The organism is Paracoccus benzoatiresistens, from assembly GCF_026913015.1.
Taxonomy (GTDB): domain Bacteria; phylum Pseudomonadota; class Alphaproteobacteria; order Rhodobacterales; family Rhodobacteraceae; genus Paracoccus; species Paracoccus benzoatiresistens.
On record NZ_JAPTYD010000032.1, the window covers coordinates 13,190 to 39,201 of the forward strand.

Annotated in this window: 21 protein-coding genes and 1 pseudogene; 15 read left to right on the top strand and 7 right to left on the bottom strand. The window is 65.0% G+C overall.

All coding sequences use genetic code 11. The features are described 5' to 3' along the window. Nucleotide 1: 1 nt before the first annotated feature. Genes OU682_RS16695 through OU682_RS16705 form a run of 3 tightly spaced genes read left to right on the top strand, consistent with a single transcriptional unit; the run spans nt 2 to nt 2,260 of the window. Entirely contained in the window at nt 2-865 is an 864-nt protein-coding gene (locus tag OU682_RS16695; RefSeq protein WP_268943318.1) for an amidohydrolase family protein, read from the top strand. Then, on the top strand, nt 862-1,983 hold the full coding sequence (locus tag OU682_RS16700) for an FAD/NAD(P)-binding protein (protein WP_268943320.1): 1,122 nt from the start codon (nt 862-864) through the stop codon (nt 1,981-1,983). The genes OU682_RS16695 and OU682_RS16700 overlap by 4 nt, the downstream gene beginning before the upstream one ends. A 25-nt stretch (nt 1,984-2,008) precedes the next feature. After that, the gene (locus OU682_RS16705; RefSeq protein ID WP_268943321.1) at nt 2,009-2,260 is read left to right on the top strand and encodes a hypothetical protein; all 252 of its coding nucleotides are present in this window, start codon (nt 2,009-2,011) and stop codon (nt 2,258-2,260) included. 437 nt (nt 2,261-2,697) lie between these two features. On the opposite strand, the pseudogene OU682_RS16710 reads toward OU682_RS16705, so the two are convergent. The 5 genes and pseudogenes from OU682_RS16710 to OU682_RS16730 form a co-directional block, all read right to left on the bottom strand. Then, nucleotides 2,698-2,798: pseudogene (locus OU682_RS16710) on the bottom strand (IS110 family transposase); the annotation flags it as partial. A gap of 275 nt (nt 2,799-3,073) precedes the next feature. Next, nucleotides 3,074-4,573, bottom strand: a complete 1,500-nt coding sequence (locus OU682_RS16715; protein ID WP_268943323.1) for an NCS1 family transporter — start codon at nt 4,571-4,573, stop codon at nt 3,074-3,076. A 108-nt stretch (nt 4,574-4,681) separates the two neighbouring features. Further along, nucleotides 4,682-6,463, bottom strand: coding sequence for a hydantoinase B/oxoprolinase family protein (locus tag OU682_RS16720; RefSeq protein WP_268943324.1), 1,782 nt, complete (start codon nt 6,461-6,463; stop codon nt 4,682-4,684). A 1-nt stretch (nt 6,464) separates the two neighbouring features. Continuing rightward, nucleotides 6,465-8,540 (bottom strand): hydantoinase/oxoprolinase family protein, encoded by a 2,076-nt coding sequence (locus OU682_RS16725; RefSeq protein WP_268943325.1) that lies wholly within the window; start codon nt 8,538-8,540, stop codon nt 6,465-6,467. 89 nt (nt 8,541-8,629) lie between these two features. Next, nucleotides 8,630-9,352 carry an isochorismatase family protein gene (locus tag OU682_RS16730; protein ID WP_268943326.1) on the bottom strand — a complete coding sequence of 241 codons (723 nt, stop codon included), beginning with the start codon at nt 9,350-9,352 and terminating at the stop codon, nt 8,630-8,632. Nucleotides 9,353-9,537: 185 nt separating this feature from the next. Here OU682_RS16730 and OU682_RS16735 point away from each other — a divergent pair, with 185 nt between their 5' ends. From OU682_RS16735 to OU682_RS16750, 4 genes are all read left to right on the top strand, one after another. Beyond that, nucleotides 9,538-10,434 carry a LysR family transcriptional regulator gene (locus OU682_RS16735; RefSeq protein WP_268943327.1) on the top strand — a complete coding sequence of 299 codons (897 nt, stop codon included), beginning with the start codon at nt 9,538-9,540 and terminating at the stop codon, nt 10,432-10,434. 257 nt (nt 10,435-10,691) lie between these two features. Then, the gene (locus OU682_RS16740; RefSeq protein ID WP_268943328.1) at nt 10,692-11,066 is read left to right on the top strand and encodes an amidohydrolase family protein; all 375 of its coding nucleotides are present in this window, start codon (nt 10,692-10,694) and stop codon (nt 11,064-11,066) included. A gap of 133 nt (nt 11,067-11,199) precedes the next feature. Further along, nucleotides 11,200-12,738, top strand: a complete 1,539-nt coding sequence (locus tag OU682_RS16745) for an acetolactate synthase large subunit (protein WP_268943329.1) — start codon at nt 11,200-11,202, stop codon at nt 12,736-12,738. 204 nt (nt 12,739-12,942) lie between these two features. After that, on the top strand, nt 12,943-13,290 hold the full coding sequence (locus OU682_RS16750) for a hypothetical protein (protein ID WP_268943330.1): 348 nt from the start codon (nt 12,943-12,945) through the stop codon (nt 13,288-13,290). A 15-nt stretch (nt 13,291-13,305) separates the two neighbouring features. On the opposite strand, the gene OU682_RS16755 is transcribed toward OU682_RS16750, so the two are convergent. Next, the gene (locus OU682_RS16755; RefSeq protein ID WP_268943331.1) at nt 13,306-14,682 is read right to left on the bottom strand and encodes an aspartate aminotransferase family protein; all 1,377 of its coding nucleotides are present in this window, start codon (nt 14,680-14,682) and stop codon (nt 13,306-13,308) included. 379 nt (nt 14,683-15,061) lie between these two features. Between OU682_RS16755 and OU682_RS16760 the strand changes: the two genes are divergently transcribed. Next, complete coding sequence (locus OU682_RS16760; protein ID WP_268943332.1) at nt 15,062-16,111, top strand: DmpA family aminopeptidase; 1,050 nt, start codon at nt 15,062-15,064, stop codon at nt 16,109-16,111. 158 nt (nt 16,112-16,269) lie between these two features. Beyond that, nucleotides 16,270-17,895 carry an amidohydrolase gene (locus tag OU682_RS16765; RefSeq protein ID WP_268943333.1) on the top strand — a complete coding sequence of 542 codons (1,626 nt, stop codon included), beginning with the start codon at nt 16,270-16,272 and terminating at the stop codon, nt 17,893-17,895. Nucleotides 17,896-17,940: 45 nt separating this feature from the next. Here the strand turns inward: OU682_RS16765 and OU682_RS16770 are convergent, their stop codons facing one another. Then, the gene (locus OU682_RS16770; RefSeq protein WP_268943334.1) at nt 17,941-18,738 is read right to left on the bottom strand and encodes a M55 family metallopeptidase; all 798 of its coding nucleotides are present in this window, start codon (nt 18,736-18,738) and stop codon (nt 17,941-17,943) included. A gap of 133 nt (nt 18,739-18,871) precedes the next feature. On the opposite strand from OU682_RS16770, the gene OU682_RS16775 reads away from it, so the two are divergent. From OU682_RS16775 to OU682_RS16800, 6 genes are all read left to right on the top strand, one after another. Continuing rightward, on the top strand, nt 18,872-20,497 hold the full coding sequence (locus OU682_RS16775) for an amidohydrolase (protein ID WP_268943335.1): 1,626 nt from the start codon (nt 18,872-18,874) through the stop codon (nt 20,495-20,497). Between the two features lie 40 nt (nt 20,498-20,537). Then, nucleotides 20,538-22,139, top strand: coding sequence for an ABC transporter substrate-binding protein (locus tag OU682_RS16780; RefSeq protein ID WP_268943336.1), 1,602 nt, complete (start codon nt 20,538-20,540; stop codon nt 22,137-22,139). A gap of 66 nt (nt 22,140-22,205) precedes the next feature. Then, nucleotides 22,206-23,141, top strand: a complete 936-nt coding sequence (locus OU682_RS16785) for an ABC transporter permease (protein ID WP_268943337.1) — start codon at nt 22,206-22,208, stop codon at nt 23,139-23,141. Nucleotides 23,142-23,149: 8 nt separating this feature from the next. Then, nucleotides 23,150-23,974, top strand: coding sequence for an ABC transporter permease (locus tag OU682_RS16790; protein ID WP_268943338.1), 825 nt, complete (start codon nt 23,150-23,152; stop codon nt 23,972-23,974). Next, entirely contained in the window at nt 23,971-24,873 is a 903-nt protein-coding gene (locus OU682_RS16795) for an ABC transporter ATP-binding protein (protein ID WP_268943339.1), read from the top strand. Before OU682_RS16790 ends, OU682_RS16795 begins: the two co-directional genes overlap by 4 nt. Next, a complete protein-coding gene (locus OU682_RS16800) occupies nt 24,870-25,856 on the top strand; it encodes an ATP-binding cassette domain-containing protein (protein ID WP_268943340.1) in 987 nt (328 codons plus the stop codon). Before OU682_RS16795 ends, OU682_RS16800 begins: the two co-directional genes overlap by 4 nt. Nucleotides 25,857-26,012 lie beyond the last annotated feature (156 nt).

Consider the following 26,012-nt stretch of genomic DNA (forward strand, 5'->3'; position numbering starts at 1 on the left):
CATGACCCGCCCCATCATCGACATGCGCTGCCGGCCGGCCTATCTGCACGACTTCTTCGGCAGGACGCCGGGGACCCCAGACTATGAAACGGTTCGCTGGCTGAGCCGGCGCGTGGGAACGCGCGGCGACGACCAGCATTTCGCCCGCTCGGCCACGCCCGAGGGTTTCCTGGCCGAAATCGCCGATGCCCGCCTGACGCGGGCCATCGTCGTCGGGCGGCATACGCCCACCCAGCATCTGCCCAACGACGACATCGCAGCAATCGTGGCCCTGGACCCCGACCGGATCAGCGGCATCGGCGCCGTCGACCCCATCGTCCAGGGAGAGGCCGCGGCCCTGACCGAGGCCGAGCGCGCCATCCGCGACCTGGGCCTGCGCGGCCTCGACGTCGAGCCTGGCTTCGGCAGTCCTGCCCGCCATCCCGACGACCGCGCCTATTTCCCCGTCTACGAACTGGCACAGTCCCTGGACGTCCCCATCTTCCTGATGAGCGGTCCGACCAACTCCGATCCCCGCTTCAACGATCCCGCCGGCATTGCCAGCGTCGCGCAGGCCTTCCCGCGGCTGCGGATCGGGGTCTTCCACGGCTACTGGCCCAACGTGCAGGCCATCCTCGGCCTAGCTTTCCGCTGGGAGAACATCCACCTGATCCCGGACATGTACCTGTTCCAGACCGGCTCGAGGGCCTATGTCGATGCGGCAAACGGCTGGCTGGGCGACCAGCTTCTGTTCGGATCAAGCCATCCCTTCCGGCCGATCAGGCAATCGATCGACGACGCCCTGTCCCTTGGCTTGAAGGAAACGGTCCTGGACCGCTTCTTCCATGACAACGCAGCCCGCCTGCTGGGCCTGACACCGGCATGACGGCGGTGGATGTCGCCATCATCGGCGGTGGTTTCACGGGCGCCCTTGTGGCCTGGCACCTCGCCCGCCAAGCGCCCGATGCCGAAATCGCCGTCATCGAGCCGCGCGAAAGGCTGGGGGCGGGCCTGGCCTATTCGACGGCCGATCCCAGCCACCGCATCAACGTCCCCGCAAGTCGAATGACGATGCGGACCGATATCCGCGACGATTTGCATCGCTGGCTTGAGGCCGGCGCCGTGCAACTGTCCGAGGGCACCGCCGGGCCGGACGGCGCGCTGTTTCCGCAACGCGGGATCGTGGCCGATTATGTCTCGGACGCCTTGCGGCAGGACCTGACGGCCGGCCGCATCCGCCACCTTCGCGGCCATGCCGTGACGCTGGCGCGCGCCGCACCAGCCTTCCGCGTGACCCTGCAGGACGGCAGCGTCGTCACCACAGGCCAGGTCGTCATCGCGACCAGTCACCCGCCCCCCGCCTTGCCGCGCCATCTGGCCGCGCTTCGCCACGATGCCCGGCTGATCGCCGATCCCTCGGACGCCCGGGCGATCACGGCGGCGGCGGGGACGCGGCGGGTGCTTGTGCTGGGCAACGGGCTGACCTCGGCCGATGTCATCGCAAGTCTTGACCGGCAGGGGTTCCGGGGCGCGATCCTGGCCCTGTCGCGGCGGGGACTGCGGTCGCGCGGCCATGCCTTCGGCTGCCGGGAAAGCCGGACGGATTTCGCGACCAATCCGGCGGCGACGGCGCTTGGCCTTTTGCGCCGGGAGCGTGCGGCGGTCCGCGTGGATACGGCCGCGGGCCTGCCCTGGCAGGCCGCGCTTGACAATGTGCGGCGCGACGGCGCGGCGATCTGGAGCGCCCTGCCCCTGCGGGAACGCTGCCGGCTGGTCCGGCGCCTGCGCGTCTGGTGGGACGTTCACCGGTTTCGCATCGCGCCCCAGGTCGAGGAGGTGCTGGATCGCCTGATCGCCTCCGGCAACCTGCGAATTCGTGCGGGTCGCCTGGATGGCATCCGGCCCGAGGAGGCCGGCCTGATCGTGTCCTGGGCCTCCTGCGGCCACGGAGCGCGGAAGGAGATCTTCGACCGGGTCTATCCTGACGACCGGGTCTGCGCATGACCGAATCATCCAGGTCTCGCCAGTCTTGGCATCCGCAGCGGATGCGGGGCTGGTGCGGCTCGACTCCCTTGGCCTGGGCCTGGACGTCACGGAGGGGTGCCGGGCCGTCGGGACAAAGGGCGAAGCGGTTCCCGGCCTTTGGGTCGCGGGGCCGCTGGCGCGCGGCCATCTCGGCGAACTCATGGGCATCCCCGAGGTCACCGCCCATGCCGAACTGGTCGCGGCCCGCCTTGCACGGGCGATCGCAGAAGCGGAACCTGTTGAGGCTGATGCCTGATTTGACCGAACTCCGGCTGTCGCGGGCGACTACCGTGCCGGGGGCTTGGGTCAGCTGGGGCGCGGTCAACCACACGCCACCGTCAATGACGGCACCCTGCCCGATCTCTATCCATTCCAGGATCGTCGCCCCGTGTAGATCACAACATCCTCGCCGATCGCCGGATGGCGAGGCAGGCCGTTGACCAGATCGCCTTGGCTGTCGGGTTCGAACCGCCGGCACCCAAGGTGACCTGCCAGATGAACCGCTGCCGACACCGGCGCCTGCGATGCGCGCCATGCGTGCGCGCCAGGGCTTTGATGATGTTACCGCCCCCGACGGCATCTGATGTGCCAAGGTGGGTCTGCAACGATCCACAAAGGGGAGCGGTCACATCATCATAGCCGCACCACGACGCAAGAGGGCAGTCGGCTGAAGAACTCCCGCACCTGGCCTCACCGCGACTTCCTGCGCAGCACGGCCCGCCTGCGCCATCGGCTTAATGCACCTGGAACACATTCTTCGCCAGATTGAGCCCGACCGTGACGATCTCCGACATGACCGCTCTCCTTTTTGGGTTCGTTGCAGAGCCACCGCGCCACATTAGATGCCGTCGGGGAACGGTCATGTCACCAGAGCCGTCTGGAGCCCGTAAATCCGGATCGTGACTAATCAAGTGCATCAATGCACTCTACACGGCTGCGACCCGATATACTGCTCTAACCAGACTGAGGTGGGTCCCCCAAAGGCAGATGGCGCAACACCGTCAATGTTGCGCCTCCAGATGCCTGGCCAGACGGATGCAGTTTCTTGCACCCGGTCTCAGGGACTGCTCTACAGGTCCTCGCGATCACCCGCGCTGCCTGATCCGCACGAGCTGCGCGTGAAGCGTCCTCCGCCAAGATGCACCCAGTCCACCCCGACCGAGGCTGCAAGGTATTCATCCGACCCGTGCGGTGCCAGTTCTGCTTGCCGGTAGCGTGGCAGAACCAGTCCCTTCATCAGCACCAGATACAGCAGAAAGCCCAAGGGAAAGCCGATCACGAAGGCATAGACCGACCACCAGGCGGCGACTGCCCCTGCCACGACCCATGCGACTAACCCGGCCGGATTGAAGCCGCGGTAATAGCGATACTGGCCATAAGGATCGAACAGGTCAGGCACGTTCACGCGGCGGCGGCGGATCACATAATAGTCCGCGACCATGATCCCGCCGATGGCCGACAGGAAGGCGCCGTAGTAGCCCAGGAACACGAAAAGGTTGTCCAGGATCTGCCAGGGAAAGCACAGGGTGCCGACCACGCCCGCGATCACCACCGCCATGCGGTAATTGACGACACGCGGTGCCAGGTTGATGAAGGTCAGCGCGGCGGGAATCAGGTTGGCCGAGTTGTTGGTGGACCATTGCGCCAGCACCACCAGGATCAGCAGGACCAGCAGCGCGATGCCCTGTGCATCCCCTTGGATCACCTCGACCGGGTTCCAGTTGCCGGTCGCAATGAAGGACACGGCGCCGATTCCCGCAATCATCGCCTGCGTCACCGGCAACGCGACCAGTTGCGCCAGGAAGATCGACCGGTTGCGCTGCACGAAGCTGCGGCTGCCGGTCCTGGTCTTGACGAAGCGTGTCAGGTTCGGGATGTCGATTGCCATGGTGGACCAGAAGCTCATGTTGGCGATGAACAGCACCATCAGGGAAGCCTGCCCCTCGGCCCGAAAGGTCCAGATATTCAGGCCCTTGGTTTCGGCGATGCCTTCCAGCGTGAAATACATCCAGACGGAAATCGCGATGATCGCGGGCGCGGCCAGAGAGGCCAGCCGTTCGACCGACTTGATGCCCAGCATGGTGTTGGCGACCTGCACGGCGGCAAAGACCGCATACCACAGGAACCAATTGGAAAAGCCCAGGAAGTATTCGCCGATGCCGTTCAGCGCCAGGGCGCCCAGATAGGTCTGGATGCCGAACCACATCGCGGCCACGATCCCGCGCGACACGGCAGGCAGATGGGTGCCGTGGATTCCGAAGGGTGCGCGCAGATAGACCGCGAAGGAGAGCCCGTGTTCCGTACCGATATCGGCGGTGGCCAGCATCAGCGCGCCGATGGTCAGGTTCGCAAGCCCGATCGTCAGCGCCACCGTCGCCAGATCAAAGCCACCCTGGATGCCCGTGGCGCCCAGCGAATAGGTGGCGATGATGACCGCGATGCCCACCCATATCCAGGCATAGCCCAGCGTGCCGATGGGCCGCTGGCTTGCCCGGGTGGGCAGAATGCTTTCCTCGATCAGGGCGGTGCGATCGCGCCCGGTGGACAGTCCGTCTTGTATCAGTGACATGGTTTGTATCCCTGTTTGTTGGACATATGCGACCGTCGCGCGGTGAATCACCCCGCGCGGCCGTTCTTCTTGGAAAAGGAAAGGGCCGCGCGAGGCGGCCCCTTCGGTTCAGCTGTGGCGCCGCATCGCGAAGCGCAGCTTTTCGGTGGTCGCCATGTCCACCGTCTCGGTTTCAAGGTCTATGGCGACCCCGTAGACCTCTCGGGCGTGCTCGACCGAGCAGAACCCGTCGAGGACATCTTCCAGCACCTTGCGCGGCGCGCGGTTCAGCGGATTGCCATAGCCGCCGCCGTTCGGGCTGTAATAGGTCATCACGTCATCGGCGCCGACCGCCAGACCCGAGAACTTGGAATACATTTCCTTCTCCTCGCCTGGCCGGGCGGGATTGCTGATCGTGCAACGCCCGACCGCGCCATCCTGCCCGCCGAAGATGCCCCAGGGCGCATCGGTATGGCGTTCGGATTCGTGGGTGATGAAGGCCTGCGTCAGCACGCGCTGCGCCTTGACCACGCCGATCCCGCCCCGGAATTCGCCCGCGCCCGGAGGAGCATCGTCGCGCAGCTCATAGCGGTCGCAGATCATCGGGATATGCATCGCCAAGTCTTCAAGCGGGTTGTTGCGGGTGTTTGCCATCAGGTTGTCGATGCTGTCCGGCCCGTCCGACCGCGGCCGCCCGCCATAGGCGCCCTCGTTCACTTCCAGGAACACCCAGTAATCGCCCGAGGGCCGCACACCCGAATAGGCGGCAAAGCTGATCGAGGCGGAGGACCCCGCGATCACCTGGTCGGGCATCACTGGGGCAAGGGCGCGTATAATCAGGTCGATCATACGGTTGCATTGGGTGAACCGCGCTTCCGCCGATGCTGGCGCGCGGGGGTTGAAGATGGACCCCAAGGGCGCCGTAACCTTGATCGGGCGGAATGATCCCTCGTTAGACGGCACCCGCGTGTCCGAGGTGGCGGCATCCAGCAGCAGCTTGCGGAAGCCCGCATAGGCCGCGACCTTGGTCGACCCCTCGAAGGGCACGTTATAAGCCGTAGGCGTCTGGTCGGCGGAGCCCGTCAGATCCACCTCGACCTCGTCGCCCCGGACGCGGACCGTCACCTTGACCTTCAGCCGCTGGTCGCGATTACGCCCGTCGTCGTCCAGCCAGCCTTCGGCACTATAGTCGCCATCGGGGATCTCGCTGATTCGCTGCCGGGTCATGCGCTCGGCATAATCCATCAACTGGTTGGCCGCGCCGAAGACGGTCTCCTCGCCGTATTTTTCCAGCAGTTCGACAAAGCGGCGCGCGCCAAGCCGGGCCGAAGCAATCTGGGCCTCGATGTCCATCACCAGCTGCCCTGCCGCGCGGGAATTGCGGCGGATATAGTTCCACATGGCGTTGTTCGGCTCGCCCTTGCGGTAAAGCTTGGTGCCCGCGAACAGCATCCCCTCGGCATAGACGTCAGGCACGTCGATGATCAGGCCCGGGGTCGCCGCGCCGATATCGACATGGTGCGCGGTATTGCCCGCAAAGCCCACAAGGCGCCCGTGAAAGAACACGGGTACGACGATGGCCAGGTCAGGTGTGTGCGATGACCCGTGATAGGGATGGTTGTGGACCACCGCGTCGCCTTCATACCATTCGCCGTCCTCCAGAGTTTCGGCGATGCCGCGCAGGTATCCGGGGATGGACCCGATATGCATCGGCGTCGATTCGGATTCGCAGAGCGTGTTGAAGTTCGTGTCGAACAGCCCCGCGCCCAGATCCTGGCTTTCCCGAATGATCGAGGAAAAGGACATCCGGTAAAGGACATGGCCCATTTCCTCGGCGATGGTTTCGAAGGCGCCACGGATCACTTGCAGCGTGATCGGGTCGACCTCGGTGATCTTGGTCATCTGGTTCATGTCAGGCCCCCTTGCTGATGCGCGTGTTGCCGAAGTCCAGCGTCTCGGCCACATAGCCGGGAGGAACCAGGGTGGTGGAGTTGTGCTGGATCAGGATCGCAGGCCCCGGCACCCGGTCACCCGCATAAAGCTTGGTTCGGTCATAGCGCGGCGTTTCCAGCGTCCGGCCGCAGTCGAAGGTCGTCGGGCGCACGAACATCAGCGCCCGGTCGATAGACGATCCGTCGGTGGGCTGCACCTTCGGGATCTCGATCCGGCGGACGCTGGCCGATCCGATGACCCGCAGCGTGATCAGTTCGACCTCGGCGCTGCGATAGGCATAGCCATAGTCTTGTTCATGCGCGTCGTGGAAGCTGTCGATGATGACACGCTTGTTCTCCTGCGTCAGCGGCCCGTCGGGGAAATCGGCGCGCAGTTCGAACCCCTGGCCCTGATAGCGGCATTCCGCGATGATCTTCAGGTCCTGCGCGTCGCGGGCGATCCCGTCGGCGTCCAGTTCCTCGTGGACCGCATTGCACAGCTTCTCGATATGGCCGTTGATGCGGGCGATATCGGCATCCGTCGCGGTGTTGAGGATCAGGATCCCGGCTTCGGTATGTTCGTATTGCAGGTCGGTCTTCAGCAGCCCCACGGCCGCCGTGATGCCTGGCGCCACTGGCACGATCACGTCGCGCGCGCTGACCGCCTCGGCCAGGGCCACGCCATGCAGCGGGCCTGCGCCGCCGAAAGGCATGATGGAAAACTCACGCGGGTCGATGCCGCGCGCGACCGAGTTCGACCGGATTGCAAGCGCCATGTTGTTGTTGATGATCTTGATGATCCCAAGGGCCGCGTCCTTGACCGACATGCCCAGGGGCTTCGCGATCTTCTCCTCAACCGCCTTGCGGGACAGTTCCGCATCCAGCCGCAGGTCGCCGCCAAGCGCCATGTCGGGGTCCAGGCGACCCAGCACGATCTGCGCGTCTGTCACCGTCGGCTCCTCTCCGCCGCGGCCATAGCAGGCGGGGCCCGGTTCGGAACCGGCAGAACGCGGACCGACGTTGAAGGCGCCCGCCTCGTCGATAAAGGCGACCGAGCCGCCGCCCGCACCGATGGTGACCAGGTCGATCATCGGCGTCAGCACCGGATAGCCGGATACATAGGTGTCGCGCTGGTTCATGATCTTCAGCTTGCCACCGGGGATCGTGGAGATATCGGCCGAGGTGCCGCCGATATCGACCGTGATGATGTTGGGGGTGCCTGCCATCTCGCCTTCCGACGCGCCGCCGATGACGCCGCCTGCCGGGCCGGACATCAGGATGCGGATCGGGCGGCGGGCGCAGCTTTCCACCGTGGACACGCCGCCGTTCGACTGCATGATCCGCAGCTTGGACGTGACCCCGGCTTCGCGCAGGCGGGCATCCAGGTCGCGCAGATAATAGGCGGTCTTCGGCCCGACATAGCAGTTCATCGCCGCGGTCGAGAAGCGTTCGTATTCCCGCATCACGCGCGCCAGTTCCGACGACATGGTGACATAGGCGCCGGGGATCTCCTCCAGCACGATTTCCTTGGCGCGGGCTTCGTGGGCATCGTTCAGGAAGCTGAACATGAAGCCGACAACCACCGAACTGATGCCCCGCTTGCGAAACAGCGCGCAGGCGTCGCGCACGGCCTGTTCGTCCAGCGGCTCGGCGATCTCTCCGGTCGGCGGCAGGATGCGTTCGCGCACGGCGATGCGGTTGCGGCGCTTGACCAGCGGCTGGCTTTGCCAGGGCACGTCGAAATGCAGGCTGAAGTTGTAGGGCCGCTTATGCCGCCCGATATGCAGGATGTCGCGAAAGCCGTGCGTGGTGATCATCCCGCATTCCGCGCCGTTGTGTTCGATGGTGATGTTGGTGGCAGTCGTCGTGCCGTGGACAATCGTCTCGACCTCGGACGGGTCGATCCCGGCCATGGTGCAGATGCCCTGCACACCCTGGACCACGCCAATGGACTGGTTCTTCAGCGTGGTCGGAACCTTGTGATAGAAGACCCCCTTGGGGCATTCGAGGACGAGATCGGTATTTGTCCCGCCCACGTCGACGCCAATCCTGGCCATGTGACACCTCTCCGTTGGTTGCACGCGCCGGTCTTTGGCGGCGCTGTAAAAGGCGCCGGCCGCAAGCGCCCGGCGTAGGGGGGAGTTTGTTATTCCGCCGCGATCTTCTGCGCGCCGAGGCCGTCGATATAGGCCACGCATTCATCGACAGTGTGGACGTCACCGAACTTGGCGTCGATGTCGAACAGGTTCCAGGCCACCGCGCCCGGCACCCGGTCGCCGATCGCCTCCTTGACCGCGATGGTGCGGAAGCCGTCGGCGATGCCGTCGCAGATCGTCTGGCGCACGCAGGCGCAGGCTGTCACGCTGGTTACCAAGATCGTGTCCACACCGTTTGCGCGCAGGATGCCCGCCAGTTCGGTCCCGTGGAAGGACGAGGCGCGTTTCTTCAGCAGCGTGTATTCGCCTTCGATGGGCGCGATGCGGCTGTCGATGGCCCACAGATCCTTGTTCTTCAGGTCCACCACATCGACAGGGATCTTGTTGTGCCACAAGCCCATGTCGGTGAAATCGGCATTGCGGTCGGTGATCTCATAGGCGGTGGTCACATGGATGATCGGCAGGTTCGCGGCGCGGAAGGCCTTGAGCAGCTTCTGCATCCCCGGGATGATCTCGTTGTCCATCTTCTCCTGGTCGCAGGTGAAGGGGTTGCCGGGGCGGGTCCAGGCATTCGCCAAGTCAACGCTGACCAGGGCCGGACGCTTTCCAAAACCGACACGACGCTGGAAGCCGCGCTCCTTGTACAGTTTGCTGGCAGTATCGAACGCTTCCTGCAGCAGGCGGTCCAGTTCCTTGGTGTCCACTTCGCTCATCTTCTCGATCCTTGTCCTGGTTGGAGGGCGCAGGGCTGCACCCCTTTGTACGAGCCGTCTTCAAGCCCCATGCAGGCTGATGATCCGCTGCTCTGAGGTCATATTCCCTGCTTCCTTGACCTAGGGGAAATGGCGTATCAGCAATTATTCATGCGCCATGCGCATCAATCAGGAGGTGCCTTTTCATGAGCGACTATGCGGGCATCGAGAATGTGCATTCCTTTGTCACCCTTGCCGAGGAATTGAGCTTCCGCCGCGCGGCCGAACGCCTGCATCTGGATCAGTCGGCGCTCAGCCGTCGCATCCAGAAGCTGGAGGGTTCGCTGGGATTTCGGCTGTTGGAACGCACGACGCGGGAAGTCAGGCTGACCCAGGCCGGACGCAGTTTCTATGAGGATAACGCCCATCTGCTGCGCGGCTACGAGTCGTCCATCCAGCTTGCCCGGCGCATCGCCGAAGGCAAGCTGGGTTCTTTGCAGGTGGCCTACATGGCCTTCGCGGCAACGGAACTGATGCCCGCAGCGGTCGCGCGCTTCCGGCAGGCCCATCCCGATGTCGACCTGAAAATCCGCTACATCCGGACACAAGGACAGAAGATCGCTCTGGCAAATGACGAGATCGACCTGGGCTACATGAACGGCCCCTTCGATCATTCGGATTATCACAGCCTGACGCTGTCTGTCGAACCGCTCTATGTAGTCACGCCACGCAACCACGCGCTGCTGCGCCTGCCGGTGGTGACGCCGGTCGATCTGGCCAACCAGGACATCATTCTGGGCGACACACAGGAATGGGAGGAATATCGCTGGCGGCTGAACAACCTGTTCAGCGCCGAAGGAATATCGCTCAATATTGCCCTCGAGGCATCAAACACACTGGCCCTTCTGGGCCTCGTGGCAGCTGGCTTGGGGGTGACCATCTATCCTGAAAGCCTGATCGGGTTCCTGGGTCGCAATGTCGAAGTGCGTCCCGTCATGCATCCGCTATTCCGCATCAATACGGTTCTAGCCTGGAAACGGTCAAACCGGTCGCGCCAAGTGCGAGAATTTGTTGACGTCGCCAAGCTGGCCGGAATGCGATGAAGGTGCAGAGCCGATCATGCAGCGCCACGGATCCTCATATCCAAGCGCCGTCACGGGGGATGAGTCATCTCCTGCCCCGGAGACCGATTTATTGTCATGGCAGTCACCTCCCTCCTGCCAAACTGCTCAATACGTCCCGAGTTATCTGCGCCGAAGGAAGGTTGGAGTTGCTTTGCTGAAGACATCGCAATCCGGACAGGGGCACGCTTTGCCAACCGCCGTGAACGCTGAACGTCCTCGTTCTAACAAGCCTAGACATGCGTGTCGCCAATCTCAGGGGCCGCTTTGTCATGCCGGGGCTGTATGACGCTTCTATGCATCTGCTACCGGTCAGCGTCACGATGAGCCGATCCGATCCGCGTCACAAGGTTGCGCCTACCCTTGCGTCATTGCTCGGTACGCTGAGGGCGCGGGCGGCCGTGACACCTATGGGCGAATGGAGGCTCGGCCATGGATTCAACCATTTCCCCTCAGACATCGAATGCTTCTCGCATCGGGATCAGCTGGATGAAACCTGCCCCTATCACCCCAGCTATATCGCCCGCATCTACGTTCATTCCGCCGTCGTCACCACTTGTACGCCTGTCGGGGCCGATGTGGACGAAAAGATGCCGCCGCCCGAAACGGGTTGACTGAGGAAGGCGATTTGGTCTCTTGCCATTTCACGGAAAGCCTGCCGCCGGTACCTGCGGAAACTGCCGGTGTCGGAAACACTGTCCTGGGACGATGCCTGCGGGTGCTTGCCCAAGTCGAAAAGGATGCCAGATGAACGGGGCGGAAAGCGTTGTGCGCAGCCTGCATGCTGCGGGAACCGAGGTGTGCTTCGCCAATCCGGGCACCTCCGAGATGCAGTTCGTTGATGCGCTTGACCGCACCCGGTTGATGCGCTGCGTGCTGGGCTTGTTCGAAGGCGTGGTGACTGGCGCGGCCGACGGTTATGCGCGGATGGCGCGCAAGCCTGCCGCGACGTTGCTGCACCTGGCGCCGGGCTTTGCCAATGGCGCGGCCAACCTGCACAACGCCCGCAAGGCGCGCAGCCCGGTCTTGAACCTGGTGGGCGAGCATGCCGTGCGGCACTTGGACTATGACGCGCCGCTGTCAGCCGACATCGCGGGCGCAGCGGCGCCCTTCTCGGACTGGGTCAGGACCGGGACATCGGCTGCGACCCTCGCGCGGGATGCGATGGCGGGATGGGCCGCGGCCTCGTCCCATCCGGGCGCGGTGGCGACACTGATCCTGCCCGCCGACTTGGGCTGGGACGAAGGCGGCGTCATCGCCCCACCGCCCGCCCCCGCCGGGCCCCGCGCCATCGCGGAAAGCGCCCTTGGTCAGGCGGCGCAGGCCCTGGGGGCGGGGGCGCTGCTGCTGGTCGGCGGCACGGTAATGGAGGATCCGGCGGCCCTGGCACTTGCGGCGGGCATCGCGCAGGCGACAGGCGCCACGCTGATGGCCCCCGGGTCGAACCGCCGGGTCGAGATGGGGACTGGCCTGCCCGCCATCGCGCGCGTCCCCTATCCCATCGACATGGCGATCGAGACCCTGTCGCGCTTCGACCGCGCCGTCCTGGTCGAGGCGGTCGAGCCGGTGGCCTTCTTTGCCTATCCCGGCCGCCCCAGCCTGCTGCTGCCGCCCGAATGCCGGGTGACGACGCTGGCGGCGCGCGATCAGGACGGCCCTTCTGCCCTGGCCGCCCTGGCCGATCTGCTGGGCGCGCGGCCCTGGCGGGGAACCGACGCGCCCCGCCCCCTGCCCCCGCAGGCCGGTCCCCTGGACGACGCCGCGCTGTCGCTGGCAATCGCCTCGGCCCTGCCGGAGGGTGGGATCGTCATCGACGAGGGGATCACCCGGGCGCGCGGCGTGGGCAGCCTTGCCGCCGGGGCGCCGCGGCTGTCCTGGCTGTCGATCACCGGCGGGTCGATCGGTATCGGCGTGCCCCTGGCGGCGGGGGCGGCGGTCGCATGTCCCGACCGCCCGGTCGTGGCGCTGCAGGCGGATGGATCGGCCATGTACACGCTGCAGGGCCTCTGGACCCAAGCGCGCGAGGGGCTGAACGTCACCACCGTGATCCTGGCCAACCGCAGCTACGAGATCCTGAAAGGGGAACTGTTCCGCGTCGGCGCCAATCCCGGCCCCACGGCCCTGGACATGCTGGACCTGCGCCGGCCGGACCTGGACTTCTGCGCCCTGGCCCGCGGCATGGGCGTCCCCGCCGTCCGGGTCGAGGATGCGGCCGAGTTGCGCCGCGCCATCGCGGCATCGGTCCTCGAACCCGGACCCATGCTGATCGAGGCGATGCTTGATTAGGCCGGCACCGGGAAAGGGGCGCCTGACCCCCGGCCGATTACCTGACGGCCCCTCCGGGTGCTAAGCCGTGACTTTTGCCCGTCCGTCACTCAAGAAAGGATGACTCAGACCGATGCGCACGGACCGGTCAGGCGCACCGGCCGACATTCCGCGCGCACCCAAGCCCTGCTGCCAGCCCTTGAACGCCTAGGCCTGATTCCCGAAATGCCTGCCGATCATGGTCATGAATACGCGGCAGCCATCCATCCGACCCACTGCATGGATTTCCTGGGATCGGCCTTTCGCCGCTGGCTGGATCTGCCCGGACACGGGCCCGAAGTGCTGTCCAATACCTTCCCGCAGCTTTTCGGCACCGGCAGGCGGCCTCCCTGCCCGATCTGCTATCTCGACAATGCCGCCATCGCGGCCGAGCGCCTGCGCAGCCGCTTCGCCAATGTGGCGATCCTGGACATCGACGACCATCACGTCGACGGCATTCAGTCGATCTTCTACGACCACACCGACGTGATCGGCGACTGCCTGGAAGCCTTCCTGTCAGGGCTGGATTCTTGACCCCGCGCCGACTGCTCAGACACCTTCCTCGGCTTCCAGTTCGGCCAGCGATTTCGCGACGATCTCGAACATCTCGTCGGCCTGGGCCCGGGTGATGATCAGGGGCGGGCAGAAGGCCGCGGCGTCGGTCATGCTGCGCGAGATCAGACCGTTGCGTAGCAGCGCGGCGTTCATCATCGTTCCCAGCCGACCCGGCGTGGCGACCGATTTCGTCGCCTTGTCCTCGACCAATTCGATGGCCGCGATCAGGCCCACGCCCCGGACCTCGCCCACCAGCGGGCTGGATTTCAGACCCTCCAGCCGGGCGCGGAAATGGGCGCCCACCTCGCGCGCGTTGGCGACAAGGTCGCGTTCCTCGATGATCGCCAGGTTCTCAAGCGCCACGGCCGCGCCCACGGGATGCCCGCCGGCGGTGAAGCCGTGCCCGAAGGTGCCGATGCGGTCGCTTTCCTCGGCAATGGGGCCAAAGAAGCGGTCGTTCATCATGATGGCCGAGAAGGGCACATAGCTCGAGGTGATCTGCTTGGAGAGCACCATCACGTCGGGCCGGATCCCGTAGGTGGTCGAGCCGAACATCTCTCCGGTCCGGCCGAAGCCGCAGATGACCTCGTCGGCGACGAACAGGATGTCGTATTTTGCCAGGACCGCCTGGATCTTGTCGAAATAGCCCGTGGGCGGCACGATCACGCCGCCCGCGCCCATGACCGGCTCGGCCCAGAAGGCCGCGATGGTTTCGGGGCCCTCGCGCAGGATCAGGGTCTCCAGCTCCTCGGCGCAGCGGGTCGCAAATTCTTCCTCGGTCTCGCCGGGCCGCCCTTCGCGCCAGTAATGCGGAGAGCCGATATGCAGGACCCGGTCCAGAGGCAGGTCGAAGGACCGGTGGTTGTAGGGCAGCCCCGTCAGGCTGGCCGACGCGATCGTCACGCCGTGATAGCCGCGGATGCGGGCGATGACCTTCTTCTTGTCGGGCTGGCCAAGCGCGTTCGACCGGTACCACACCATCTTCAGGACGGTGTCGTTGGCCTCGGATCCCGAATTGGTGAAGAAGACCTTCGACATCGGCACGGGCGCGATGTCGATCAGCCTTTCCGCGAAGTCGATGGCGGGGCCGTGGCTCTTGTGGCCGAAATTGTGATAGAAGGGCAGCTTCTCCATCTGCCGGGTCGCGGCCTCGATCAGGCGCCGTTCCTGGAAGCCGACCCCCACGCTCCACAGCCCGGCCATGCCCTCGATATAGCGGCGGCCGCTGTTGTCGGTGACATGGATGCCGCTGCCTTCCTCGATGATCATGGGTCCCACGTCCATGTGCCGGCGGGCATTGGTATAGGCGTGGAAGTGGTTGCGGATGTCGCGTTCCTCGGCGGTGCCGCCGAAGTTGGTAAGGTCGTCCATGATCGGGATCCTGAAAGGAAATGCAGTAAGCGGATAGCCTGTTAACCTGCCCGGTGCGGGTCAGGCTGTCCATACCGGATCGCCTTTCCAAAGTTTGACGTCCTGAAAGCTTTCGTGCGGTCACTGACCAGCAGCCGTCCATAGCAACATCGGCCGGCCTAACGGCTCTGTCGAGACAAGATGGAGTTCAATCGGCAGGCGTAGAGAAGCCCATACACCAGCCGTATAATGTTCAACGACATAAGAAAAAATCGGTGATAGTGGAAGAAAGCGATATCGTAGGCCGCCTGCCGGACGCCGGAATTTCGTGCTGTGCTGGGCGGCATCGACCATGCCGGACAACTGCGACCAGGATGCATACCTTACACAGGAAGCAAGGGTGAGACGCAACACTGACAACTTTCCTCTCGCATGCGGCAACCTGCTTCGCGGTGCGACAAACGGCCTTACCGATATTCCCGGCGTCCTGGTTGGCCATTGCACCTTGCGTAGCGGCGATATCAACACGGGCGTCACGGCGATCCTGCCGCACGGGGGCAACCTTTTCCGGCGCAAGGTGGCCGCAGCCAGCCACGTGATCAACGGGTTCGGCAAGACCGTCGGGCTTGTGCAGATTGACGAACTTGGCACGATCGAGACGCCGATCCTCTTGACCAACACGCTTTCGGTCGCAGCTTGCAGCGCAGCCCTGATCCGCGATGCCTTGGCGCGCAATCCCGAGATCGGCCGCACCACTTCCACGGTCAACGCCGTGGTCGGCGAATGTAACGACGGTCCCCTCAACGACATCCAAGCGATGGCAGTCACCGAAGACCATGCACGGTCTGCGCTGGCGGCGGCGCATGGCGGCCCGGTGGAGCAAGGCAGCATCGGGGCCGGCACGGGCATGACATGCTTCGGGTTCAAGGGCGGGATCGGATCGGCCTCGAGGCGGATTGAGATCGCAAGAGAGGAATTTCACCTGGGCGCGCTTGTCCTGACGAACTTCGGCAGGGCGGGCGACCTGATCCTGCCCGACGGCCGCCGTCCGTCGCCCCCCGGCGCAGAGGCCGGGACGGCCGAAAAAGGTTCCGTCATCGTGGTGCTGGCCACCGATGTGCCGCTGGAACACCGGCAGTTGAGCCGGGTAGCCCGCCGGGGCGGTGCGGGACTGGCGCGACTGGGCTCGTTCTGGGGACATGGCAGCGGCGACATCACCATCGCATTTTCGACCGCCAATCCGGTCGATCATGACGAGGACCAGGATATCGTCAGCCGGCGCATCCTGAGCGAGAGCCGGATCGACCTGCTTTTCCAGGCTGCGGCGGAAGCCACGCAGGAGGCTGTCCTGAATTCGATGCTGGCGGTGGACAGGTTCGTCGGCCGGGACGGAACCGTGCGCACGTCCCTGGCCGATTGCCTGGCCGAGGCGGCAGAGCCGTTTTCCTGAGTTGCGGGCCAGGCTGCATCAACATCGGATCTGGCGATGCCAAGCGGGCCAGGATTCCCTTCAATAACGTGCCTCTGCCCGGCAAACCGATGTTTGTTGACAACTGGGACCGTGGAAAGTCCACTCTGCCTGGAATGCAAAATCTGGGGGGATGAACGGTGGATACAGCGGATCTGGTGCTGACCGGCGGCGTGGTCTGGTGCGGGCTGGGAAAGCCCAAGGCCGAAGCCGTGGCGATGCGACAAGGTCGCATCATGGCCATTGGCACCGCAGCGGACATGCGCGGGCTGATCGGCACGGATACGCGCGTCATCGACCTTGGTGGACGCTTCGCCATGCCGGGCCTTAACGACGCGCACATGCATCTGCTGCCGGTCGGCATCGCCATGAACCAGGTCGATCTGCGCCACGACGCCGCGCCGACGCTGGCTGCGCTGCTGCAGGCCCTGGCATCACGGGCGGCCGTGACGCCCAGGGGCGAATGGGTTCTGGGGCGAGGGTTCAACCATTTCCTGCTGGATGTTGAACGCTTCCCGCACCGGGATGAACTGGACCAGGCCTGTCCCGACCATCCCTGCTATATCGTGCGCACCGATGGCCATTCCGCCGTGGCCAACAGCAGCGCCCTGGCCTTGGCTGGCGTCGACGAGACGACTCCGCAGCCCGAGGGCGGCCTGATAGAGATCCGCGACGGCCGGCTGACCGGCATGGTCGCCGAGACGGGCCGCGAAGCCTTCGAGGCCGTGTTGCCCCATCCTTCGCTAGACGAAATGGTCGAAGCGATCGAGCAGGCGGGCAGCCTGATGCTGAGCCATGGCATCACCTCGGTCATGGAGGCCGCGATCGGCTTGCATGCCGGCTGGGACGAGATGCTAGCCTATCGCCGGGCGCATGCCGAGGGCCGCCTGCCTGTCCGGGTCTATGGCTGCGTGATGGGCGACAAGACGCGTTCCATCCTGCCCAAGGTCATGGCCGAAGGGCTGGCGACGGGCGACGGGGACGAGATGTTCCGCATGGGACCTGTCAAAATCTTCACCGACGGCAGCGCCGGATCGAAGACCGCCGCGATGACGCAGGATTACATGGGCGATCCGGGCAACAAGGGACTGCTGTGCATTCCCGACCAGGAGGAACTGAATGCAATGGTGCGCCAAGCCCATGACGCGGGCTGGCAGATGGGCATCCATGCCATCGGCGACGCTGCCATCGAAGAGGTCCTGAACGCCATCGAGGCCGCGCAGGACGCCAACCCCGTCCCAGACCGCCGCCACCGGATCGAGCATTGCGGCTGGCTGCGCCCCGACCAGATGGATCGGATGGAGCGCCTGCATGTCCTGCCTGTCTCACAGCCCTCGTTCCTCTACTGGTTCGGCGACAACTACGAAACCGTGCTGGAGGCGAGCCGCATCGCGGCCTCGCACCCGTTCCGCACCTGGATCGAGCGGGGGCTGCATCCCTCGGCCTCGACCGATTGCCCGGTGACCGACATCGACCCCCGCGCCGTGATCTACAACCTGGTGACCCGCAAGACCCGCACAGGCAAGGTGTTCGGCCCCGAGCATCGTCTGTCCATCGACGAGGCGCTGCACGCCTATACCTGGGCCTCGGCCTACGCCTCGCACGAGGAGACGCTGAAGGGCCGGCTGGAACCGGGCCAACTGGCCGATATCGCCGTCTTTGACCGCGACCTGACCACCGTCGCCCCCGAGGCGCTGCTGGGAGCGGTCTGCGAGATGACCCTGCGTGGCGGAGAGGTTGTCTACCAGAAGACCGACAAAGCATGATCGGCCGTGAAATCGCGTGCCGTCGCCCTGGTCCGGGCCGGCCGGTCACCAAAGGAAACGCAGCGTCCGCAGAACCTCGAACCAATCCTCGCGGGCGAAACGCAGCCTGCGCGGCTCGGGGTGCTCGACATCAGGGAAGAAGCTGCCGCGATAGGCCTCGGTGGGGGTGCTGAACTCCACCTCGACGTCCCAGCGGGGGGCCAGCGGTGGATGGCTGCGCAGGGGCAGTTCGGACAGTGCCGCCGTGACGCCCTCGCGGATCAGGTCGCGGGCGCGTGCGGGAGCAACCGAGGACGTGGCGGGCCCGAAGCCCTGGCTGACCGGCGCCGTCACGATCCCCGGCGCCAGAGCCTTGGCCGCCGCGCAGATTCCGCAATCGCCCGACAGGAACGCCGAAGGCACGCCCAGCGAGGCCGCGGTCAGCGCGTTCACGGTGAATTCCGAGGCGAGCGTGCCATTGATCGTCAGCCGCATGATCTTGCCGTTGAAGCTGTGCGCCAGCGGATTGCTGTCGGTGCCGGCGGCGTCGTGATAGCCCGTATAGATTGCAGCCACGCAGTCGCGGTCGATGCCGAACATCATCGAATGGGGATGGCCAGACCAGTCGCGGATGATCCGCGCCTGCGGCGGCAGGCGGTCCACCAGAAGGTTGCGCCCGGTATGGTGGGCATCCTTGATGACGATCTCGGTCGCACCCGCCTCCAGGGCACCTTCGCAGGCGGCCACCACTTCGGCCGTCATCAGGTGCTGGAACTCGGCATACTCGGGCTTGTCGCGCTCGGTCTCGGGCCAGCAGGTGATGCCTGCCGTGCCCTCCATGTCGGCGCTGATAAAGACTTTCATACGTGGCTCCCCGGTCTCCGGCACGGGGTGAGGCTGTGTCCGAGCCAATGAAAAGACAAGGAAGAATTTGCAAGACTTTCCTTGCCATCTTGCAGACAGCGACTAACCTGCCCTGAAATACTTGGGAGGATCAATGAGCCCTGTTGCGGATCTGGTGCTGAGAGGCGGCACCATCTGGTGTGGCGCGGGTCTTCCGGTCGAGCAGGCGCTTGCTGCCTGGCAAGGCAAGGTCCTGGCGGTGGGCAGCGATGCCGAGATCGCGCCGCTGATCGGGGAAGGCACCCGGATCGTCGATCTGGACGGTCGGTTCGCCATGCCGGGGCTGTACGACAACCATTTGCACCTGATCTCCACCGGACTGGTCCTGGGCCATGTCGATGCCTCGCCGCAGGCCACGCCGACGTTGGAGGCCGTGCTGGCAGCAATCCGGGCCCGGGCCGCAGTCACGCCCAAGGGTGAATGGATCCGCGCCCGCGGCTATGAGCAGCAGAAGCTTGACATCGGCCGCCATCCGCACCGGACCGAACTGGATGCTGCCGCGCCCGATCACCCGGTCCTTCTGACACGCACCTGCGGCCATGTCTCGGTCGCCAACAGCCGGGCGATGGAGATTGCCGGCGTGACGGCATCGACCCCCGCGCCGGAAGGCGGCGTGATTGAAGTCGAGAACGGCGTGTTGACCGGGATGCTGGCCGAGAATGCGCAGAACCTGGTCACCACCCATATTCCTGTGCCAAACGTGGACGAACTAATTGCCGCCATCGAAGCGGGCGGGCGGCAGCTGCTGGCGCATGGCATCACCAGTTGCATGGACGCGGCGGTCGGCATGATCGCCGGCATGGACGAGATCCACGCCTATCACCTGGCAAAGCGCGACGGGCGGCTGCCGGTGCGGGTTTCGCTCACGCTGCTGGGGGATCCCGGCAGTTCGATCGTGGACCCCTGCTTCCGGGCGGGGCTGGTCACCGGGGTCGGCGACGAGATGCTGCGGGTCGGCGCGGTCAAGATCTTTCTCGATGGCTCATTGGGGGGTCGGACCGCCTGGATGAGCCGGGCCTATCGCGGCCAGCCCGACAATTTCGGCGTGCAGATGCTGCCGACTCAGCAGTTGGAGAGCCTTGTCGCGGAATACCATGCCCAGGGCTACCAGCTTGCCTGCCATGCCATCGGCGACATGGCCATCGACCAGCTGATCGGCGCCTACGAGAAGGCGCTGGCTGCGCAGCCCGATCCCGCGCGCCGTCACCGGGTCGAGCATTGCTGCATGTCAACGCCCCAGCAGCACGCCCGCATGAAGGCCGCGGGCATTGAGCCCTCGCCCCAGCAGGTCTTTGTCCATGATTTCGGCGACAGCTATCTTGCCGTCATGGACGAGGAGGTGACGCGCGGCGTCTCTCCGCTGAAGACTTGGCTGGACATGGGGTTCCGGCCCGGCACCGGCAGCGATTCACCCGTGTGCCGCACCGATCCGCGCCCGAACCTGCATCAGATGCTGACCCGCCGCACCTGGAAAGGGACCGACATGGTGGCAGGCGAGGTCGTGGACAACGAAACGGCGCTGACGGTCTATACCGAAAACGGCGCCTGGCTGGCCCGGGAAGAGATTTTCAAGGGACGGCTGCAACCGGGAATGGTGGCCGACATCGCGGTCTTTTCGCACGATCTTCTGACCGCCACGCCCGAGCAAATCCTGAACGACACGGCTTGCGAGCTGACGGTGCTGGGAGGCGCCGTGGTTTTTGACCGCACCGGGACCTGAGGGCGCAAACGACAATAAAAGGGGAGGAGTAACGATGATCATGAGAGCCACCATTGGCGCCCTGCTGCTTGCGGGAACCGCGCTGTGCGCACCCGCAGCCTGGGCGCAAGACGTTCAGAGGGGCGGCACGCTGAACTTCACCGCGCCCTATGGCAGCAGCGTGGGCACGCTGGATATCACCGCCTCGGCCGAGGTCCAGACCGAGATCGTGGCCCATGCCATGCATCGCAGCCTCTACAAGTGGAATCCCGAAACCGGCAAGCCCGAGCCCGACCTCTTCACCGACGTGACCATCAGCGACGACGGGCTGGTTTATACCTACAAGCTGCGCGACGACGCGGTGTTCCATAATGACAAGCCTTTCACCGCCGACGATGTCATCTACAGCTATAACCGCATCGCCACTCCGGCGACGGCCTCGCCAAGCGCGAACTTCATCTCGCGTATCAAGGGCTTTGAAGACGTCCAGGGCGGCAGCGCGACTGAGATGTCAGGCCTGAAGAAGATCGACAACCACACGCTGGAGATCACCTTCACCGCCAGCCAGGATCCTGGCTTTGACCTGATGCAGAACTATGTCCCGATCTATCCGTCGAATGTCGAGGGCGATACGCAGGCGACCCAGCCGGTCGGCCTGGGCCCGTTCCGCTTTGTCGAGCATGTCCCTGGATCACGCGTCAGCTTCGAGCGGTTCGAGGGCTTTTTCGGCGAGGATGACCAGCCCTATCTGGACCGGCTCAACATCCTGATCATGGGCGAGGCCGCGGCGCGCGACGTCGCATTCCGCAACCAGGAAATCGACGTCTCTGTCCTGGGCAGCCAGCAATATCAGGAATACCAGGCCGACCCTGATCTGTCGAAAGGCCTGCTGGAGGTGGCCGAACTGTTCACCCGCGTGGTGGGCTTCGACACGACGAAGCCCCCCTTCGACGACAAGCGGGTCCGCCAGGCGGTCAATTACGGGATCGACAAGGACCTGATCATCGACAGGCTGGTCAAGGGCAAGGCCTTCCCGGCGGTGGGCTTCATGCCGACGACCTCGCCCGCCTTCGACCCGGATGCACAGGGCTATGCCTATGATCCCGAAAAGGCCAAGGCCCTGCTGGAGGAAGCTGGCCACGCCGATGGCATCGACCTGCCGGTGATCGCCAACCAGAACGAAAGCTGGGGCGCCCCCATCGTCGAGGCCATCATCCCGATGCTGGCCAAGGCGAACATCCGCGCCAGCGTCGAGCCGGTCGAGAATGCCGTCCTGGAAGACCGCATCACGGCCGGTAACTTCACCGCCTTCATCTGGTCGCTGTCCAGCGGGCCGGACCCGCTGAACATCCTGCGCTGCTTCTACAGCAAGACGGCCCAGTCGGCCTGCAACTATACCAAGTTCAGCAACCCCGAGGTGGACAAACTCTACGAGGCCGCCCAGCAGGAACGCGACGAGGCCAAGCGCAACGATTTGATCCGCCAGGCCGACGGTATCATCCGCGAGGAAGCGCCCTACTGGTTCTTCAACTACAACAAGGCGGTGATGGCCCATCAGCCCTGGGTCCACGGCCTTCGTGGCAACCCGCAGGAACTGGCGATCCAGGATTACGACAAGATCTGGATCGACGATACCGCACCGGCCGATCGCAAGCCGCAATAAGGCCGAGGTCCCGCGACGGTTCGCCGCCGCGGGGTCTTCACTGCAATAAGAACGGGGGACGGAAGAATGGGCCGTTACATCCTGCGGCGGCTGCTGCAGATGATCCCGACATTGCTGGCCGTGGCGGCGCTGATCTTCCTGATCTTCAGCGTTCTGCCCGGCAGCTTTGCCGGCACCATGACCGGCGGCGGTCGGCGGGCACTGTCGCCGGAACTGGTCGCACAGATCAATGCGCAGTTCGGTTTGGACAAGCCGCTGCCGGTCCGGTTCTGGGATTATCTGGTGCGGCTGGCGCAATTCGACCTGGGCACGTCCTTCCGTACCCGCGAACCGGTGGTCGACCTGATCGCCGCGCGGATCTGGCCTTCGCTTCAACTGGCGTTGTCGGCCATGGCCCTGGCGGTGACGGTCGGCATTCCCCTGGGCTTTCTGGCGGCGATGCGCCCCGGCAGCCTGCTGGACAGCATCACGATGATCGGCGCGGTGTCTGGCCTGTCCATGCCGCAATTCTGGCTGGGATTGCTGCTGATGTATGTCTTTGCCCTGCAATTGGGATGGCTGCCCAGCTTCGGCTATGGCGACGGGCGGCTGCGAAACCTGATCCTGCCCGCGATCGCCCTGGGGTTCGCGCCGCTGGCCCTTCTGGCGCGGACAACCCGGGCCGGCGTCCTGGAAGTCATGGGATCGGATCATATCCGCACCGCAATGGCAAAGGGCACCAGTCCTGCGCAGATGATCCGCTGGCATGTCCTGCGCAACGTCATGGTGCTGATCGTGACGACGCTGGGACTGCAGATCGGCTCTTTGCTGGGACAGGCCCTGGTGATCGAGAAGCTGTTTTCCTGGCCCGGCCTCGGCTCTCTGATGGTGGATAGCGTTGCGATCCGCGACATCCCGGTCGTGCAAGGCACGATCCTGGTGATCGTCCTGTGGTTCCTGGTCATCAACGTGCTGGTGGATGTGATCTATGCCGTGATCGACCCCCGCATCAGCCTTCGTTGAGGACCATCATGCGAATGCCCTTCCGCCTGAACCTGACGCTGGGCCTTGCGCTTGTGTCGCTGGTGATCCTGGGCGCGGTCTTTGCACCTTTGCTGACGCCGCATGACCCAATCCTCGATGCCGACCTTATGAATTCGGAAATGCCGCCGTCCTGGGACCACTGGTTCGGCACCGACAGCCAAGGACGGGATGTGTTCGCGCGCGTGCTCTATGGGGCACGGGTGTCGCTGACCATCGGCATCGTGGCGCAGGCCATCAACTCTACCATCGGCATCGCCCTGGGCTTGTCGGCGGGCTATTGGGGCGGCTGGTGGGACGACGTGGTGAACGGGCTGACCAACCTGATGCTGGCCATTCCGTCGCTGGTCTTCGCCCTCGCCATCATGGCGGTCCTTGGCCCCGGCGTGCCCAGCCTGTTGATCGCGCTCGGCCTGACGAACTGGAGCTGGAGCTGCCGCATCACCCGCAGCGCCGTCATGTCGCTGAAGTCGCAAGGCTATGTCCAGGCGGCGCGCACCCTGGGTTACGGCGACATCCGCATCATGCTGACCCAGCTGCTGCCGAACATCGTCGGGCCGGTCCTGGTCATGGCGACCCTCGGCATCGGTGAGGCGGTGCTGGCCGAGGCGGCCCTGTCCTTCCTGGGCCTGGGCATCCGCCCCCCGGCGCCGTCCTGGGGCAACATGCTGACCGACGCGCGCGAGGCGATCCGCAGCGTCCCCTGGGCCACGATCTTCCCCGGCCTCGCCGTCTTCGTCACCGTCCTGGGCTTCAACCTGCTGGGCGACGGCATGCGCGATTGGCTGGACCCCCGCATGCAGGTGCGCGCATGAGCGGCCCCCTGCTGGACATCCGCGGCCTGACGATCGGCATCCCGAACCGGTCTGGGCCCCCAGTGCAGATCGTCCGCGATCTCAGCTTCGACATCCTGCCAGGCGAGATCTTCGGGCTGGTAGGAGAGTCGGGCAGCGGCAAGTCGGCCTCGGCACTGGCGCTCATGGGCCTCAATCGCAGGCCCCTGACAACCCTGAGGGGACAGGCGCTTTACGGCGGGCAGGACCTGCTGGCGATGTCGCGCCGGTCGATGCGCAAACTGCGCGGCGACCGCATCTCGATGATCTTCCAGGAACCGATGTCAGCCTTGAACCCGCTGGCCCGTATCGGCCGCCAGATCGCCGAAATGTTCGTGCTGCACCGCGGGCTGTCCTGGTCGGAAGCCGGACCAAAGGCCGTCGAGGCGCTTGCCGCAGTGCAGGTGCCTGACCCTGAAGGACGCGCGCGCGCCTATCCCCACCAGTTGTCCGGCGGGTTGCGGCAGCGGGTGATGATTGCCATGGCGATGGCCTGCGGCCCAGACCTGCTGATTGCGGACGAGCCGACCACTGCGCTGGATGTCACCGTCCAGGCCGAGGTGCTGCGCCTGATCCGCGGACTCTGCGAACGCCAGGGCACGGCCGTCCTGCTGATCAGCCACGATCTCGGGGTGATCGCCCAGATGTGCCAGCGTGTCGGCGTCATGGCGAACGGCCGCCTGCTGGAACTGCGCGACGCGAAGGCGCTGTTCACCGACCCCCGTCACCCCTACACGCAGGGCCTTCTGGCCGCCCTGCCCCGCCTGGGAAGCCGCGCGACCGAAGGGCGCCACCGCCTGGCCGATCTGGACATGGCGATCGACCGCGATGCCCCGGACTTCGCCGCGACCTATCTGTGTCCCAGGGGAGAGGCCGCATGAGCGCCGCGACCATCCCCGCACGCGCAAGCGAACCGATCCTGTCGGTTGAGGGCCTGCATGTGCGGTTTCCCGTCGCAGGTGGACTGCTGAGGCAACGTCGGACCCTGTACGCGGTCAACGGCGTGGATCTGGCGGTCCAGCCTGGCCAATGCGTAAGCCTTGTTGGTGAAAGCGGCTGCGGCAAGTCCACCACCGCACTGGCGATCATGGGCCTGCAAGCGCCCAGTTCAGGCGCCATTACCGTCGAGGGCCTGCCGGTCTACGGTCCCGGCGCACCCGACCGGCTTGCCCGTGCGCGGCTTGCCCAGATCGTCTTTCAGGATCCCTTCTCGACCCTGAACCCGCGCGAGACCATCGGCCGCGCATTGTCGCAGCCTTTGATGCTGCATGGCGTCAAGGATCGCGCCGAACGCGCTGACCGCGTCGCGACAGCACTGCGGCAAGTCGGCCTGCTACCCGAACACGCCATGCGCTATCCACACGAGTTCTCGGGCGGTCAACGCCAGCGCATCGGCATCGCGCGGGCGCTGATCCTGGGGCCACGGCTGATCGTGCTGGACGAGCCGGTCAGTGCCCTGGACGTGTCGATCCGTGCGCAGATCATCAACCTGCTGATGGACCTGCAGCAGAACCTCGGTCTCAGCTACCTGATGATCTCGCACGACCTGGGCGTGGTTGAGCATGTCTCGGACCGGGTGGCGGTGATGTTTGCGGGCCAGATCGTCGAGGAAGGCGGCTGGCGGGAGGTTTTCACGGCACCCGCCCATCCCTATACCCGGCGCCTCATCGAGACCATTCCCAACCCCGCACGCCTGACCGGCGGCGCCCAGGATATTCTGCCTCCCGCACCCGAACCTCCGTCCGGCACCCGGTTCTGGCCGTATATTGATCAGCGCCCCGAGATAAGCCGCCCACCAGAGCCAAGCGCTCTTGTCAGCATCGGCGACGACCATCGGGTACGGGTGCGGTCGGTTGATAACTGACAAGGACTGTAAAGGTATCGTCAGGTTAGTGGATCGGCTAAATGTGCGGTTGCCGTATAGCTTTTGCGGATTACGTCATGCAGTCCGACCAGGATCTTTCGCCAGCATCAGAGCTGTCTGCCTGGGGCGGAGATGCGTTTTCAGCGACCTGCGTGA

Coding starts and splice junctions, on each gene's coding strand:
- OU682_RS16745 (WP_268943329.1), top strand. CDS start 11,200: ATGAACGGGGCGGAAAGCGTTGTGCGCAGCCTGCATGCTGCGGGAACC.
- OU682_RS16695 (WP_268943318.1), top strand. CDS start 2: ATGACCCGCCCCATCATCGACATGCGCTGCCGGCCGGCCTATCTGCAC.
- OU682_RS16780 (WP_268943336.1), top strand. CDS start 20,538: ATGAGAGCCACCATTGGCGCCCTGCTGCTTGCGGGAACCGCGCTGTGC.
- OU682_RS16790 (WP_268943338.1), top strand. CDS start 23,150: ATGCGAATGCCCTTCCGCCTGAACCTGACGCTGGGCCTTGCGCTTGTG.
- OU682_RS16740 (WP_268943328.1), top strand. CDS start 10,692: ATGCGTGTCGCCAATCTCAGGGGCCGCTTTGTCATGCCGGGGCTGTAT.
- OU682_RS16750 (WP_268943330.1), top strand. CDS start 12,943: ATGCCTGCCGATCATGGTCATGAATACGCGGCAGCCATCCATCCGACC.
- OU682_RS16720 (WP_268943324.1), bottom strand. CDS start 6,463: ATGAACCAGATGACCAAGATCACCGAGGTCGACCCGATCACGCTGCAA.
- OU682_RS16735 (WP_268943327.1), top strand. CDS start 9,538: ATGAGCGACTATGCGGGCATCGAGAATGTGCATTCCTTTGTCACCCTT.
- OU682_RS16730 (WP_268943326.1), bottom strand. CDS start 9,352: ATGAGCGAAGTGGACACCAAGGAACTGGACCGCCTGCTGCAGGAAGCG.
- OU682_RS16795 (WP_268943339.1), top strand. CDS start 23,971: ATGAGCGGCCCCCTGCTGGACATCCGCGGCCTGACGATCGGCATCCCG.
- OU682_RS16715 (WP_268943323.1), bottom strand. CDS start 4,573: ATGTCACTGATACAAGACGGACTGTCCACCGGGCGCGATCGCACCGCC.
- OU682_RS16755 (WP_268943331.1), bottom strand. CDS start 14,682: ATGGACGACCTTACCAACTTCGGCGGCACCGCCGAGGAACGCGACATC.
- OU682_RS16785 (WP_268943337.1), top strand. CDS start 22,206: ATGGGCCGTTACATCCTGCGGCGGCTGCTGCAGATGATCCCGACATTG.
- OU682_RS16775 (WP_268943335.1), top strand. CDS start 18,872: ATGAGCCCTGTTGCGGATCTGGTGCTGAGAGGCGGCACCATCTGGTGT.
- OU682_RS16725 (WP_268943325.1), bottom strand. CDS start 8,540: ATGGCCAGGATTGGCGTCGACGTGGGCGGGACAAATACCGATCTCGTC.
- OU682_RS16700 (WP_268943320.1), top strand. CDS start 862: ATGACGGCGGTGGATGTCGCCATCATCGGCGGTGGTTTCACGGGCGCC.
- OU682_RS16770 (WP_268943334.1), bottom strand. CDS start 18,738: ATGAAAGTCTTTATCAGCGCCGACATGGAGGGCACGGCAGGCATCACC.
- OU682_RS16800 (WP_268943340.1), top strand. CDS start 24,870: ATGAGCGCCGCGACCATCCCCGCACGCGCAAGCGAACCGATCCTGTCG.